Origin of the sequence: Oceanobacillus sp. M65, from assembly GCF_052246275.1 — a bacterium.
Taxonomy (GTDB): Bacteria; Bacillota; Bacilli; order Bacillales; family Amphibacillaceae; genus Oceanobacillus_B; species Oceanobacillus_B jordanicus.
On record NZ_JBQQCJ010000001.1, the window covers coordinates 762,082 to 778,101 of the forward strand.

The 16,020-nt window shown below is 41.8% G+C and carries 12 protein-coding genes; 11 read left to right on the forward strand and 1 reads right to left on the reverse strand.

From position 1 onward, the window contains the following. The first annotated feature begins 52 nt into the window (after positions 1-52). Positions 53-1,624: an FMN-binding glutamate synthase family protein gene (locus tag ACTWPF_RS03615; protein WP_443148309.1), complete on the forward strand. Its 1,572-nt coding sequence runs from the start codon at positions 53-55 to the stop codon at positions 1,622-1,624. 67 nt (positions 1,625-1,691) lie between these two features. Here ACTWPF_RS03615 and ACTWPF_RS03620 read toward each other — a convergent pair whose 3' ends face one another. Next, positions 1,692-2,870, reverse strand: coding sequence for an ROK family protein (locus tag ACTWPF_RS03620; protein ID WP_443148310.1), 1,179 nt, complete (start codon positions 2,868-2,870; stop codon positions 1,692-1,694). Positions 2,871-3,168: 298 nt separating this feature from the next. Here ACTWPF_RS03620 and xylA point away from each other — a divergent pair, with 298 nt between their 5' ends. The 10 genes from xylA to ACTWPF_RS03670 all read left to right on the forward strand — a co-directional run bounded on the left by xylA (position 3,169) and on the right by ACTWPF_RS03670 (position 15,795). Next, positions 3,169-4,497 (forward strand): xylose isomerase, encoded by a 1,329-nt coding sequence (xylA, locus tag ACTWPF_RS03625; protein ID WP_106897896.1) that lies wholly within the window; start codon positions 3,169-3,171, stop codon positions 4,495-4,497. A gap of 26 nt (positions 4,498-4,523) precedes the next feature. Beyond that, positions 4,524-6,023, forward strand: coding sequence for a xylulokinase (gene xylB, locus ACTWPF_RS03630; protein ID WP_443148311.1), 1,500 nt, complete (start codon positions 4,524-4,526; stop codon positions 6,021-6,023). A gap of 67 nt (positions 6,024-6,090) precedes the next feature. Beyond that, complete coding sequence (locus ACTWPF_RS03635; RefSeq protein WP_443148312.1) at positions 6,091-6,717, forward strand: SGNH/GDSL hydrolase family protein; 627 nt, start codon at positions 6,091-6,093, stop codon at positions 6,715-6,717. Positions 6,718-6,754: 37 nt separating this feature from the next. Then, positions 6,755-7,165 carry a GNAT family N-acetyltransferase gene (locus ACTWPF_RS03640; RefSeq protein WP_161464087.1) on the forward strand — a complete coding sequence of 137 codons (411 nt, stop codon included), beginning with the start codon at positions 6,755-6,757 and terminating at the stop codon, positions 7,163-7,165. A gap of 630 nt (positions 7,166-7,795) precedes the next feature. Then, positions 7,796-8,512, forward strand: coding sequence for an L-ribulose-5-phosphate 4-epimerase (araD, locus tag ACTWPF_RS03645; protein WP_443148313.1), 717 nt, complete (start codon positions 7,796-7,798; stop codon positions 8,510-8,512). Further along, on the forward strand, positions 8,509-10,212 hold the full coding sequence (locus ACTWPF_RS03650) for a ribulokinase (RefSeq protein WP_443148314.1): 1,704 nt from the start codon (positions 8,509-8,511) through the stop codon (positions 10,210-10,212). Before araD ends, ACTWPF_RS03650 begins: the two co-directional genes overlap by 4 nt. 27 nt (positions 10,213-10,239) lie before the next feature. Beyond that, the gene (araA, locus tag ACTWPF_RS03655; protein ID WP_443148315.1) at positions 10,240-11,724 is read left to right on the forward strand and encodes an L-arabinose isomerase; all 1,485 of its coding nucleotides are present in this window, start codon (positions 10,240-10,242) and stop codon (positions 11,722-11,724) included. Positions 11,725-11,803: 79 nt separating this feature from the next. Beyond that, positions 11,804-12,934, forward strand: a complete 1,131-nt coding sequence (locus ACTWPF_RS03660) for a GntR family transcriptional regulator (RefSeq protein ID WP_443148316.1) — start codon at positions 11,804-11,806, stop codon at positions 12,932-12,934. A gap of 47 nt (positions 12,935-12,981) precedes the next feature. Beyond that, the gene (locus ACTWPF_RS03665) at positions 12,982-14,139 is read left to right on the forward strand and encodes a family 43 glycosylhydrolase (protein WP_443148317.1); all 1,158 of its coding nucleotides are present in this window, start codon (positions 12,982-12,984) and stop codon (positions 14,137-14,139) included. Between the two features lie 321 nt (positions 14,140-14,460). Continuing rightward, complete coding sequence (locus ACTWPF_RS03670; protein WP_106897887.1) at positions 14,461-15,795, forward strand: ABC transporter substrate-binding protein; 1,335 nt, start codon at positions 14,461-14,463, stop codon at positions 15,793-15,795. Positions 15,796-16,020: the final 225 nt, after the last annotated feature.

Genomic DNA, 16,020 nt, shown 5'->3' on the forward strand with positions numbered 1-16,020 from the left:
GATCGTTTGCTTACAATAGCTGGATGATTTGTATAAAGGAGAGTAATAGGAAATGGATGATGTTTTTGCGATTATCTTAATAAGTCTCTTAGCAATTGTGATTATCGTCCCTGTCTTCCTAATCATTAGGCTATATGTTCATGATAGGAAGCAAGAGGAGCATTCTGTGTTACAGAATTACCCACTTTTAGGCAAAATGCGGTATATCCTTGAAAAGATGGGGCCTGAATTAAGACAATACTTATTTAATAACGATAGAGAAGGAAAGCCATTTAATAGAAAACAATTCGAATATGTGAATAAAGCAGGGAAATATCAATCAAGCTTGTTAGGATATGGCGCCGAGAAGGACTTTAAAGAGAATGACTATTACCTTGTTAACAGTATGCTTCCCAAGATGGATGAAGAAATAAAAGTAGAGAATAAGCCTACTATTTCTACACAAATCTATGAAGTAAAAGAAGAAAACCTGTTTAGTAGAAAGGAAAAACGAAAGGAATCACAAATTAAGCCGGCGTTGCTTCCCGATGAGGAGCGGGTAATCTTAGGTGAAAATACGGTTAAGGAGCCTTTTTATTTAAAAGGAATCATCGGACAATCAGCGATGAGCTATGGATCGCTTGGTGAAAATGCTATTACTGCCCTTTCAAAAGGGTTAGGAATGGCAGGTGGCACCTGGATGAATACGGGGGAAGGAAGTTTATCTCCCTATCATTTAAAGGGTAATGTAGATATCATCATGCAAATTAGTCCTGGTTTGTTCGGGGTGCGAGATGACGATGGAAATTTTTCGTTTGAGGAATTTAAGAAAAAGGCGCAAACACCCCAAGTAAAAGCCTTTGAACTAAAACTCGCCCAAGGAGCTAAAACGCGAGGCGGCCATGTGGATGGGAAGAAGGTCACCAAAGAAATCGCGGAAGTGCGAAATGTAGAAGAAGGGAAAGATATCGACAGTCCAAACAGGTTTCCTGGTATTAACACAGCAGAGGAATTGTTACACTTTCTGCAAGAACTCCGTGAATCCGGAGGGAAGCCTGTCGGGCTCAAGATTGTGGCAGGTAATGAAGCAGAAGTTGAGAAACTAGTTAAAGCTATGAATGAAAATAATATTGTGCCAGACTTTATCACCGTAGACGGAGGAGAGGGCGGAACAGGCGCGTCCTACTACGAGCTAGCTTATTCAGTTGGACTCCCTGCTTTTACTGCCATTCCGTTGGTTCATGAATGCCTGGAAGCATTTGGGATTCGTCACAGGACCAAAATTATTGCCTCAGGGAAGCTGCTAACCCCTGATAAAATCGCAATGGCATTATGCTTAGGTGCAGACCTGGTCAATATTGCAAGAGGGTTTATGATTAGTACTGGGTGCATTATGTCGCAAGTTTGCCATAAGAATACATGTCCCGTTGGGGTGGCAACAACAGATAAAAAGCTACAGGAAGCATTGGTTATAGAAGAGAAGAAATATCGGGTATGTAATTATTTGGTAACCTTAAGGCAAGGATTGTTTGAGCTGGCAGCTATTGCCGGCCTTGACAGTCCAACCAAGTTTACAAAAGACCATATTTTCTATCAATCTCAATTTAGAGCGTTTTCTAATCGAAGTAGTGTAGAGGCGAAGTAGAAGGGAATGCACATGTGAAAAGCACCAGTACAAAGCTGGTGCTTTTCTTATCTTTAAGCAAATTCACTTATATCACCTTAACCCGATTTATATCCAGGAATTTTGAAATAACAAAGGCTGACGCTCCCAAAGCGTTTGAATATTTTCCAAGGGAGGAGACAGTTAAGTTCACAGCGTTACCATGAAAAACGGAAAGTCTGTCGTCTAGTACACTTTTTATCGGATTCATTATCCAATTTTCAAAGCGGGCCATTCTGTTTCCAATGATAAGCATATCGGGGTTAAATGTGTTGATTATGTTGACTAAACCAACCCCATTATATTCTCCAATGGTATGCAACAGTCTCAAAACGTCTTTATTTCCTTTTTTGGCCTCTGACTCTATATGATCCAATGTTATGGAAGAAGTATCCTTAAAGTATTCTAATTTTTTTGCTTCCGTTAACAAAGCACTTTCCGAGGCATACAGTTCCCAACATCCACGGTTTCCACAGCTGCATTTTCTCCCATTTACTTCAATTGTAAGATGCCCCATTTCTCCTGATATACCTGTTGCACCTTTATAAAGTTGGCCGTTGATAATAATCCCAGTACCGATTCCAATTCCGACACTTACATAGATAAGATTCATAGCATTTTTTCCAGCACCGTAAAGATGCTCTCCTAGTGCTCCTGTATTCGCCTCGTTATCTATTAAGGTAGGGATATTAAATTCGTCTTCTAGGATTTGCTTCAGATTAACTTGATTTAAATCTAAATATGGAGTGAAGAGGATAAGGCCCTCTGGATCAACAATGCCAGGAGCCCCGATACCTATTCCGACAACACCATAGGGACTATCAGGTGATTTCTCGATTAGCGAACGGATAAGGGAACGTAAAGCCTGCATAATTTCCTCAGCACTTTGGTCTGAAAGAGGGACGGATTCCTCTTCTACTATTTCGCCACTCAAATCTGTCAATACCGCTAAAATATAATTCACCCCAAGGTCAATACCAATAGCATAACCAGCGTGAGTGTTAAAATAAAGCATGACGGGTTTTCTTCCACCACTAGACTGCCCCTGACCTAGTTCGTTAACAAGCTTATCCTCGATTAGTTCACTGACCATGGTAGAAACTGTGGTTTTATTTAATCCTGTATCTTTAGATATTTGCGCCCTGGAAATAGGGCCTTTTTTTTCAATTTCATTTAAAACGATTGATTTATTAATCTGCTTCACTAATGTCAGGTCACCAGTTTTCATTTTATATAAAATTCCCCTCATTGTTTATTGATTAAATATAGTGTAACCATTTTATCACAAATATAATGTAGTCAGGTAAACGGATTAATTAATAGTTAAGACGAAAGATAATGTTGACATCGCTTACATATAAATTTATACTTTGTTTAATGAATAAACTAAATAGGCGGGAGGAGTGGTCAAAACGCCAATATAAATAATGGGCATCACATCATGATAGTTCATATAAAAACAAGGAAAAATCACGCGCATACTAAGAGTAAGGAATTTTTACTACTAAACTTATAGAGGTGAAACAATGACGACTTATTTTAAAGAGATTAATCATATTAAGTTCGAGGGAGCTACTTCAACAAATCCCTATGCATTTAAATTCTACAACCCGGAAGAAAAACTAGGTGGGAAAACGATGGAGGAAATCCTCCGATTTGGTGTGGCATATTGGCATACCTTTACGATGGATGGTTCCGATCCATTTGGGGCTGGCACAATGCAACGACCATGGGATAAGTACACAGGAATGGACTTAGCAAAAGCCCGCTTAGAGGCAGCTTTTGAGCTGTTTGAAAAATTGAATGTCCCGTTTTTCTGTTTTCACGATGTGGATATTGCCCCAGAGGGTAGTAGTCTTCGAGAAACCAATAAAAATCTCGATACCATTGTGAGCTTAATGAAAGATTATATGAAAGACAGTAAAACAAAGCTCTTATGGAATACGGCAAACAATTTTACCCACCCTCGATTTATTCATGGTGCTGCTTCCTCAAATAGTGCAGATATTTTTGCTTATTCGGCTGCCAAGGTGAAAAAAGGATTGGAGATCGGAAAAGAGCTTGGCGCTGAGAATTATGTTTTCTGGGGTGGCCGAGAAGGTTATGAGACACTGCTCAATACAGATATGAAATTGGAAATGGATAACTTAGGACGTTTCTTCCAGATGGCCGTTGACTATGCGAAGGAAATTGGCTTTGACGCACAATTCCTAATTGAACCAAAACCAAAAGAACCAACGACACACCAATATGACTTTGATGTGGCGACAGGTTATGCGTTCCTACAAAATTATGATCTACAAGATCACTTTAAATTCAACATAGAAGCAAACCATGCTACGCTTGCTGGCCACACTTTTGAACATGAACTTCACTATGCAAGAATACACAATATGCTTGGTTCAGTTGACGCAAACCAAGGTGATCCACTAATTGGCTGGGATACAGATGAGTTCCCGACAGACTTGTATTCTACTACACTGGCAATGTATGAAATTCTGAAAAACGGTGGGCTTGGACGTGGTGGCTTGAATTTTGATGCCAAAGTTCGCAGAGGATCCTTTGAAGCAGAGGACCTTTTCCATGCACACATTGCAGGGATGGATGCTTTTGCTGTCGGCCTGCGCGTGGCACAAAAGTTGCTTGATGATAACGTGCTTGAAGGAGTAGTTGAGGAACGCTACCAAAGCTATACGGATGGAATTGGGTTAGAGATTGTCCAAGGAAAAACAGATTTTCATAAATTAGAAAAACATGCATTAGAGATGAATGAAGTGACGCATTCTTCTGGTCGCCTGGAAAGAATCAAGGCAACAATCAACCAATATTTACTGCGAGCCTACGCGGGAGAATAGGTTTGCTTTGAGAGAAGAGGTGCGAAATGAAATATGTAATAGGAATTGATTTAGGAACAAGTGCCGTAAAAATTTTACTTGTTGACCAAAACGGTAACGTAACACAGGAGGTTACGAAGCAGTTTGCTTTAATTCAGGAAAAGCCTGGATATAGTGAACAACATCCAGAGGATTGGGTGGAACAAACGATTGCTGGGCTTGCTGAATTGCTTGAAAAGTTCCCTGGAAATAAGGATGCGATTGAAGGGATCAGTTTTTCCGGGCAAATGCATGGACTTGTACTACTGGATGAAAATAAGAACGTGTTGCGCCCTGCTATCCTCTGGAATGATACGAGAACAACCGCGCAATGTAAGGAAATTTACCGGCTGGTTGGGGAGAAACGGTTATTGGACATTACGAAGAATCCAGCACTAGAAGGGTTTACACTACCAAAGTTGCTATGGGTTAAGCAACACGAACCAGAAATTTACGCACAGGCGAAGACCTTTGTTTTGCCAAAGGACTATGTACGATACCGGTTGACCGGCGCCTTGCATATGGACTATTCCGATGCTGCGGGTACTTTGTTGCTGGATATCGCCAACAAAGAGTGGAGTTCGGAGCTATGTGATGTGCTGGGCATTGAAGCTAGTCTCTGCCCGCCATTAGTAGATTCCCATGAAGAGGTGGGCAGTGTAACAGAGGAAGTTTCCGAGAAAACTGGACTATCGTCAGCAACCCGTGTGTTTGCGGGAGGTGCTGACAATGCATGTGGCGCGATAGGCGCAGGTATTTTATCGGAAGGAAAAACGCTTTGTAGTATTGGGACATCAGGGGTCGTCCTCTCCTATGAGCCTCAAGCGGATAAAGAATTTGGTGGGAAAGTACATTACTTTAACCATGGTTCTCCTGACGCTTATTATACAATGGGCGTCACATTGGCAGCAGGACACAGCTTAAGCTGGTTTAAGGATGTTTTTGCGGAGGATGTATCCTTTGAAGAGCTGTTAGCTGAGATTGCCACCGTTCCCGTTGGATCGAATGGACTACTGTTCACACCATATATTTCAGGCGAACGTTCACCATATGCGGATGCCATAATTCGAGGAAGTTTTATCGGGATGGATAGCAGACATAAAAGGAAGGACTTTGTCCGAGCTGTGATGGAGGGAATTACGTTCTCTTTAAATGAATCTTTAGAGTTGTTTCGTGAGAGTGGAAAAACAGTCGATACCGTCATTTCAAGCGGTGGGGGCAGTAAAAATGAAGCATGGTTGCAAATGCAGGCCGATATTTTCCTGGCAACGATTGTAAAGCTGTCCAATGAACAGGGACCAGGAATGGGAGCGGCAATGCTCGCTGCTTATGGTTGTGGCTGGTTTGCCTCCTTACAGGAATGTGCAGATAGCTTCTTGGAAACAGACAAACTCTATAAACCAAAAGCTGAAAATGTTGCAAAATATAAAGAATTGTTTGCGATTTATCAGGATGTGTATGGACAGACAAAGAAGTTAAATGATAGGTTAAATGTATACCGCATGTAAAATAGGCAAGCACCAGCTAATTAAGCGGCTGGTGTTTTCTTTTTTGCTTTTGAAAGGAGCATGGTTCATGAAAAAAATACTCTTTATCGGCGACAGTATTACAGAGTGGGGAAAGCCGGAAGACCCAGAAGACTTAGGGATTGGATATGTTCGTCTGGTTCATGACTATTTACGGGTTACCTATCCTGCGGCGGAATTCAGTGTCGTGAATAAAGGCATTGGTGGCAACCGTGTCACAGATTTAGCGAACAGATGGGAAAAAGATGTGCTAGAGGAGAAGCCGGATCTGGTTTCAATTTCTATTGGTGTAAATGATGTTTGGCGACAACTGGATCAGCCAGACATGGACCAGGTAACTCCAGAACAATTTGCGCAAGTTTATGAAGGTCTCTTGGGGCTACTACATGAAGTGGAAGTTGTGTTAATGGAGCCGACGATTATTGAGGAGAGTGTGGAAGCAGTGGGAAACCAGAAGCTTTCTGCGTATGTAGAGATAGTACGTGAGCTTGGAGAAAAGTATCAGGCGAAAGTAGTACCAACCCATAAAGCATTTTTAACTTATTTACAGGCTGGAAGTGGAGTTGGGTTGACGACAGATGGCGTACATATGAATTCAAAAGGTAATATGCTCATGGCAAAGACGTGGCTTGATGCAGCGGGCGAAAGCTGTGCGAAGCTCCTTGGCGCTGTGTAAGAGGTAGATATTAATAACCAGAAAGGAGAAGAGTATAATGGATAATAATTTTAGTATTTTACATGAAGCACCGGATCCGCAAGAATATATTGATCTACGGTTAGAGGGTGGCATTAGTGGAAAGTCCAAGGACGCTGCAACAGTTGGATTGAAAAACTCTTTATTTGCAGTGTCCATCTATGATCAGGAAACATTCATTGCAATGGGACGCATCATCGGTGATGGAGGAGCATTTTTTCAAGTAGTGGATATTGTAGTAAAGCCAAGTTATCAGGGGAAGGGTCTAGGGAAAACGGTTATGCGAGAACTTATGGATTACTTGGATAACCATACTTATTCCGGCTCCTATGTAAGTCTGATAGCAGACGACCCAGCAAATAAGCTTTATGAACAATTTGGGTTCCGTTATACATACCCAGCGTCACATGGGATGTTTCGCATGTATTAGTGTCTGATATAAATAGTATGGCCAAAGCATCTGCATAGCAGGTGCTTTTTTTGGTGGATGATTAAACTTTAATTAACTACATAGACGGTCCAATCAACCAGAAACGATGTTCAATCGATGTCGCGGGCGGTTCAATCAATCAGAAACGATGTTCAATCGATGTCGTGGGCGGTTCAATCAATCAGAAACGATGTTCAATCGATGTCGTGGGCGGTTCAATCAATCAAAAACGGTGTTCAATCGATGTCGCGGCCGGTTCAATCAATCAAAAACGATGTTCAATCGATGCTACGACCGGTTCAATCAATCAGAAACGATGTTCAATCGATGTCGCGGGCGGTTCAATCAATCAAAAACGGTGTTCAATCGATGCCACGGGCGGTTCAATCAATCAAAAACGATGTCCAATCGATGCTACGACCGTTCCAATCAATCAGGAATGGCAACCAATCAACCACTTTGGTGCATCAATCAACCGGCAGCACCCTTGCCATACCCTTCTCCCACACCCCCAAAGTAAATAAATTCAAAAAATTTAACAATATATATTGATTGTACGTACGAATTATATTATTATAGATCACATAAGCTAAATATACGTACAAGTTAAGTAGATGAGGGGTGAGTAGAATGCTAGAAGATTTAAAAGCACAAGTATTGGATGCAAACTTACAGCTACCAAAGCATAATTTAGTCACTTTTACGTGGGGTAATGTAAGCGGTATCAACAGAGAGCAAGAACTTATTGTTATTAAACCTAGTGGTGTGGACTATGAAAATATGAAAGTAGAAGACATGGTGGTCGTAGACTTTGATGGCAATGTAGTGGAAGGAAGCCTGAATCCATCATCAGATACGCCCACCCACATTGTGCTTTACAAAAGCTTTCCTGATATAGGAGGAGTTGTTCATACACACGCGCCATGGGCTACCAGTTGGGCGCAAGCAGGTAGAAGTATTCCGCCGCTTGGTACAACACATGCTGATTACTTTTATGGAAGTGTTCCATGCACGAGGGAAATGACGGATAGAGAAATAAATGGGGCGTATGAGTTGGAAACAGGAAATGTGATTGTGGAAACGTTCAAGGAACAAGATATCAATCCGAATGCCATTCCTGGCGTACTTGTACATAGTCATGCACCTTTTACTTGGGGAAAAGACCCAGCAGAAGCAGTGCATAACGCAATAGTACTAGAAGAAGTTGCCAAAATGGGATGGAAAACATTCCAATTGAAACCTGGTACAGAAGACATGAATCAGGCGCTTCTTGATAAGCATTATTTAAGAAAACATGGGGCTGAAGCTTATTACGGCCAAGGGAAAAGTGAGGTGAGAAGGTCATGACAAAATTTGCAATTGGAGTAGATTATGGCACTGAATCAGGAAGGGCTGTATTAGTTCGTGTTGCTGATGGGCAGGAGATAGCCGATCATGTAACCCCATATAAACACGGTGTCATTGATGAGAAATTACCGGAATCGAATGTGCTACTCGGGAACGAATGGGCTTTGCAGCACCCAGAGGATTATCTTGATGTGTTGACACAATCTATTCCTGCAGTGTTGAAAGAGTCTAAGGTTAATCCAGAAGATGTCATCGGGCTTGGAATCGATTTTACTGCATGCACGATGCTTCCACTGGACCATGAAGGAGAACCACTCAGCCTTGATCCGTTACTTAAAGAGAATCCACATAGCTGGGTAAAGCTTTGGAAACATCATGCAGCACAAGAGGAAGCGACGAGAATTAATCAAATCGCAGAACAAAGAGGAGAAGCATTTCTCGCGAGGTATGGTGGGAAGATTTCTTCGGAGTGGATGATTGCAAAAATCTGGCAAATTCTTAATGAGGCACCCGACATTTATGAGGAAACAGACCGTTTTTCTGAAGCGACGGACTGGGTCGTCTCCAAATTGACAGGTCGTTTTGTACGTAATAGTTGTACTGCCGGCTATAAATCAATTTGGCATAAACAGGACGGCTACCCGGACAAGGAATTCTTTGCTGCATTAGATCCTCGCCTTGAGAATTTAGAAGAAACAAAGCTGCGGGGAGACATTGTACCACTTGGCACGAGAGCTGGCGGACTGACAGAAGAGATGGCAGCCCGAACAGGACTTTTACCTGGAACATCGGTGGCTGTTGGGAATGTCGATGCCCATGTATCTGTACCAGCAATGGGTGTGGCTGAACCAGGTAAACTCGTGATGACGATGGGGACATCGATTTGTTCCATGATTCTTGGCGAGGAAGAGAAGGAAATTGAAGGCATGTGTGGTGTTGTGGAGGATGGCATCATTCCTGGGTTTTACGGGTATGAGGCTGGCCAATCAGCTGTAGGTGATATTTTTGCCTGGTTTGTAGAGCATGCTGTTCCAGAAACTGTGAAAAAAGAAGCAGAGGATGCAGGCCTAAACATCCACCAATTCTTAGAGAAAAAGGCATCTGCGTATAAGCCTGGTGAAACAGGGCTTCTAGCACTTGATTGGTGGAATGGAAACCGTTCCGTGCTTGTCGATACAGAACTCAGTGGCGTAATGCTTGGCATGACCTTGCAGACAAAGCCAGAGGAAATGTATCGCGCCTTACTTGAAGCAACGGCATTTGGAACGAGGAAAATTGTAGACGCTTTCCATCATAATGGAGTAGAAGTGGAAGAGCTCTATGTTTGTGGCGGACTACCACAAAAAAATAAGCTCTTGTTGCAAATTTATGCTGATGTAACGAATCGTGTTATCAGGATTGCCGATTCTGTTCAAACACCTGCATTAGGTGCAGCCATGTTTGGAGCACTTGCCGCAGGAGCAGAAAATGGTGGATTTGACCATATTTTAGATGCAACGAAACAAATGGGAAGGGTGAAGGAGGAGGTAGTTCAACCTATTTCAGAGCATGTTGCGATCTATGAGAAGCTCTTCCAGGAATATGACCAACTCCATGACTATTTTGGTAGAGGCGAAAACAATGTAATGAAACGACTACGTGGTATCCGAGATGGAGTGAATAAGATAGAAGGTCTTCATTCCTCATTACCAGTTTCATAGGATACTAAAAAATTAGGGGGACCCGATATGCTGACACAAAAGAAATATCAATTCTGGTTTGTAACTGGAAGCCAACACTTATATGGCGAAGAAGCACTTCTCGAAGTGGAAGAGCATTCTAAAGCAATTGTAAAAGGATTAAACAAAAAAGACGGTTTAAATTATGAGATTCAATTTAAACAAACATTAACCAATGCCAATGACATCCAAGCACTTATGTTAGAGGCTAACAACGATGAAAATTGTGCTGGCATTATGTCATGGATGCACACCTTTTCCCCAGCAAAAATGTGGATTGCAGGTCTTAAGGCTCTGCAGAAGCCTTTGTTGCATTTGCATACTCAATACAACAGAGAGATTCCATGGAACGAAATTGATATGGACTTTATGAATATCAACCAGTCAGCACATGGAGACCGCGAGTACGGTTTCATTGGGACGCGCATGAATATTGCTAGAAAAGTTGTGGTGGGCCATTGGGAAAACACGGATGTAGAACAGAAAATCGGCGACTGGATGCATACTGCGGTTGCAGTGACTGAAGGGACATCTATTCGGGTAGCCAGATTTGGTGACAATATGCGTAATGTAGCGGTTACCGATGGAGATAAGGTAGAGGCGCAAATAAAGTTTGGTTGGACCGTAGATTATTACGGGATTGGAGATTTAGTGGAGGAAATAAAAGCTTTATCAGAAGAGGCAGTTGACGCATTATACCAAGAGTACGAATCGCTTTACACGCTACCACTAGAAGCTGGGCAGTCCGGTTCAGTACGTGAATCAATCCGCGAGCAAGCTCGAATTGAGCTGGGATTAAAGGCATTTCTTTCGAAGCACAATTACAACGCCTTCACAACAAATTTTGAAGACTTGCATGGCATGGAACAACTTCCAGGACTAGCTGCACAACGATTGATGGCTGAAGGTTATGGGTTTGCTGGAGAAGGAGATTGGCGGACAGCCGGGCTCTTGCGTCTGATGAAGATTATGGCAGACAACAAAGGAACGTCCTTTATGGAAGATTATACGTACCATTTAGAAAAAGGGAATGAACTAGTGCTAGGCTCCCACATGTTAGAAATTTGTCCAACGATCGCGGCAGATAAGCCAGCTATTGTCGTCAATCCATTGTCGATTGGAAACAAAGCTGATCCAGCAAGACTTGTTTTTGATGGGAGAGAAGGTAAAGCACTTGTCGCTTCTCTAGTAGAAATGGGGGGGAGATATCGCCTTATCGTCAATGAAGTTAACGCAGAAACGGTAAAAGAAGAAACCCCGAATCTGCCGGTTGCAAAGGTATTATGGAAGCCACAGCCGTCATTAAGTGAAGCGACAGAGGCCTGGATTTATGCAGGAGGAGCCCACCATACCGTGTTTTCTTATGAGGTATCTGTAGAACAATTGATGGATTTTGCGGACATGGCAGAGATAGAATGCATCGTTATTGATAGCACCTCGACTGTTCGCAGTATTAGACAGCAATTACGATATGGAGAGGCGGTTTGGCGGTAAGTATTCGCTTAAGAGAGGCATAGGAAATAGCAGTCTTATATGGTATCCTTAACTTATACGAATAAGTTGAGGTGGTTGCATGGAAACAAAGTACAGCATGGTAAAGCGAGCAATTCAATCCGATGTTCTGGACGGTACGTATATACCGCATCAAAAAATCAGCTCGGAAAGTGAATTGATGAAGCAATTTGGAGTCAGTAGACATACCGTTAGGCTGGCGATCGGAGATTTAGTAGCAAAAGGTTGGCTATATCGTGAGCAGGGGGCTGGTACGTTCGTTGCTGACAGAAAAGAAGAGCAGGATACCATACAAGTAGACCGAAAAAACATTGCGATAATTACAACCTATATTTCGGATTATATTTTCCCTTCTATTATTAGAGGAGCGGAATCTATCTTGAGTCAGGAAGGCTATCAAGTAAGTATCTTCAGTACAAATAATGATCATGAAAAAGAACGTGAAATACTGGAAAAGATCCTGAGTCAACCTTTTGATGGCGTGATTGTGGAGCCGACAAAAAGCGCTTTTTCAAACCCAAATATCAATTATTATCTTAATCTGGAGCGTCTTTCCATTCCGTATATCATGATTAATGCTTATTATGATGAACTGGAGCCTACAAGTATCGTGATGGATGACGAAAAAGGTGGCTTCCTACAGACACAGCATCTTATTGAATTAGGACATACAGAAATCGCAGGCGTTTTTAAAACAGATGATACACAGGGTACAAAGCGGATGAAGGGATTCTTAAAGGCCCACCGTAGTCACGGAATACCACTCAATCCAAAAAATATTATCACCTACCATACTGAAGAAAAGCATACAAAGCCCATCAATGAGTTAGAAAAAATGCTGTTTTCTGGGGACACAAGGGGTATTACGGGTCTTGTAGCATATAACGATGAACTGGTGATCAACGTGTTGAACCTTCTGCGCAATAAAGAAATGCAAGTTCCTAATGATCTATCGATTGTTGGGTACGATGATTCCTTTTATACAGAAGTATCAGAGGTGAAGCTTACCTCTATTGCGCATCCTAAAAGCGAGATGGGGCAGGCTGCAGCTAAGACAATACTTGATCTTATTAAAAGGAAAAATAGTAACAAAGTAAATCCCCCAGATCAGGTCGAATCAATCGTGTATCAGCCTGAACTGATATTGCGAAGTTCAACAAAAGAGTTAAAAAAAATCGAAATCACTTCTTAAGATGAGGCCCGTTAAGGTGGCCTCCTTTAAACCGGGAGGGAGAATCATTGATAGTTAAGCAAGTGAATCCTGTCTCAGTGCATACAACAGTGGGCGCCAAGCCTGTTCTACCGTCCAAGGTAGCTGTTGAACTTGAAGATGGGAATACAGTAGAAATGCCTGTGGATTGGACAGGTGGAGAAAACATCGATTACCAGAATGAAGGGAAGTATGAAATCGAGGGAAATTTATACTACAAGCAATACCCTAGACCGTTAATTGAACAGCGTGCAGACCCGTACATTTATTTGCATGAGGATGGATATTATTATTTCACAGGATCCTACCCTCTCTATGACCGGATTGTGCTTCGTAGAGCAAAAACAATAGAAGAACTATCACAAGCTGAAGAGGTTACCGTTTGGGTAAAACGCCAAGAAGGGATTCTTTCTGAACATATCTGGGCGCCAGAGATTCATTTCATTGATGGTAAATGGTATATCCATTTTGCTGCTGGCGATAAAGATGACGTCTGGGCGATTAGACCGTATGTCTTGGAAACGAGTTCTGCTAATCCACTAGAAGGAGAATGGCAGGAAAAAGGTCAAATCAATACGGCTTTTCAAAGCTTCTCTCTTGATGCAACAACTTTTGAGCATAAAGGTTCCAGATATCTCGTATGGGCCCAAAAAGTAGAGGAGGATACGGTCTCCAATATGTACATTGCCAAAATGAAGACCCCGTGGACACTGGAAGGGGAGCAAGTTCTCTTATCAACTCCGGAGTTCAAGTGGGAGCAACAGGGGTTTTATGTGAATGAAGGTCCCTCCCTATTAAAACGTAATGGAAAACTATTTATCTCGTATTCTGCAAGTGCAACAGATGATCGATATGTAATGGGACTACTTACCGCTGATGAGAATAGCGATCTATTAGATCCAAATTCATGGAAAAAGGAACCAACGCCAGTTTTTGTTTCAAATGACCAGCAGCAACAGTATGGACCAGGACATAACTGCTTTACGGTCGATAAAGAGGGGAATGACCTGCTTGTTTATCATGCAAGACCGTACAAGGAGATCAGTGGAAACCCACTATACGACCATAACCGTCATGCAAGGATACAGCCACTGCTTTGGAAAACCAATGGAACACCATACTTTGGGTCACCTGGAGACAAGCTAGAGGGTGAGACAACAGTTAAGTGTAGCGTGGAAGTAGAGTAGTTCGTTTTTAACTCTCGAATAGACCCTTCTTAGTATTTTTGTACGTATAAGTTAATTTGGAATATTCTTATAAGTTATTGACTACTTATAGTAGTAGTGGTACTATTTTATTAACATAGAACAGGGTTACATGTTTGAAGCAAACAGCATATAACTTAAAACATGTACGTACAAAAGTTAAATTGAAGACGTTATCAAAAACTCATAGTCCAAAAAGGCAATAGGGGGTGGAGGCGTTAACTCATTACTCATTATTGAATTTCAAATAAGGATTAGATGCTAATTGTGTAAGCGCTTTATAATAGAGGAGGGGGAAAAGAAATGAAAAAGTTCTTATTATTGGTAGTTCTCATGTTTATCCCTGCAATACTTGCAGCATGCGGGGGAGATAGCGATGAGGCAAGTGGTGAAGCAGAAGAAACGGAGATCATTGGAGAAGATATCGAAGGTGCGACAGAGTTAACATACTGGACCTTTGTAGGGCAGCACGTTGACTTGTTCCGAGACTCGGCTGAAAGATGGAATGAAGAAAATCCAGACAGACCAATTAAACTGGTTGCTGAGACGTATCCTTATGATCAGATGCACAATAACTTATTATTAGCCTTACAATCAGGCAAAGGGGCACCAGACATATCCGATATTGAGCTTGGCCGTTACGCGAACTACCTGCAAGGAGAGCCGCAGTTAGAGCCAATGAATGAATATGTAGAACCAGTTTTAGATGAATCCGTCTCCTCAAGGTTTGAGCTCTATGCAAAGGATGGGAATTACTACGGAATCCCAACACATGTAGGGGCCACCGTCATGTATTATAATACAGAGATTATGGACCAAGCAGGCGTTGATATTGATGCAATTAAAACATGGGACGACTATGTGGAAGCAGGAAAGCAGGTTGTCGAGAATACAGATTCTGTGATGTGGAATGTAGGAACAACAGACTTTTTAATGGACTTCTGGCCAATGGTTTCTCAACGGAAATCTGACTTTTTTGACGGAAATGGCGATGTAACGCTTGATAATGAAACAAATGTTGAGACACTTCAGTTCTTACATGATGTCATATATGAAGAAGAGATCGCGGAACTTACACCAGGCGCTATGAACCAGTCGGAAGAATTTTATGGCTATATGAATGATGGTGGAGCAGCATCTATCTTAGCGCCAATCTGGTATATGGGAAGATTCATTGATAGCATGCCTGATTTGGAAGGGAAGATTGCGATACGTCCAATGCCCGCTTGGGAAGAAGGAGGCAATCGCTCTGCCGGAATGGGTGGTACAGGTACAGTTGTAACAAACCAATCGGAAGCAACAGATCTTGCAAAAGAATTTCTTGCTTATACAAAGCTATCAGAGGAAGGAAACATAAACCTTTGGACTGTTCTTGGTTTTGACCCTCCACGCTGGGAAGTTTGGGAAAGTGAAGCAGTAAGAGAAGACAATAAATATTATCAATATTTTGGGGAAGGTATTTTTGACACACTATTAGATGTTAAAGACGAAATACATGAACTGAATATAACGGAAAATACTCCTGATGTGGCTACAGAATACAATACAAATGTAGCGGAAAATGTACTCAGACAACAGGCCCAGTCACCAGAAGAAGCTTTAAAAGAGGCTGCAGACAAGATTCGAGATATGCAGTAGAAGATGCGAACAAGAGTGGGGAGACGCAAGGAAAATCTCCTTGCTTTTGTTCTTTTATTTAGTCTAGCAAATTTTTTAAAATGATTGAAAAGTAAAATAAGTTTATATATAATCAACTTATACGTACCAATTATGTTGGAGTATAGTTACACACATATGAATGAATGTAGAGAGGGACATAGGTTACATCTTACTTAAATATGGGAGGAATTGCGTTGTCTAATG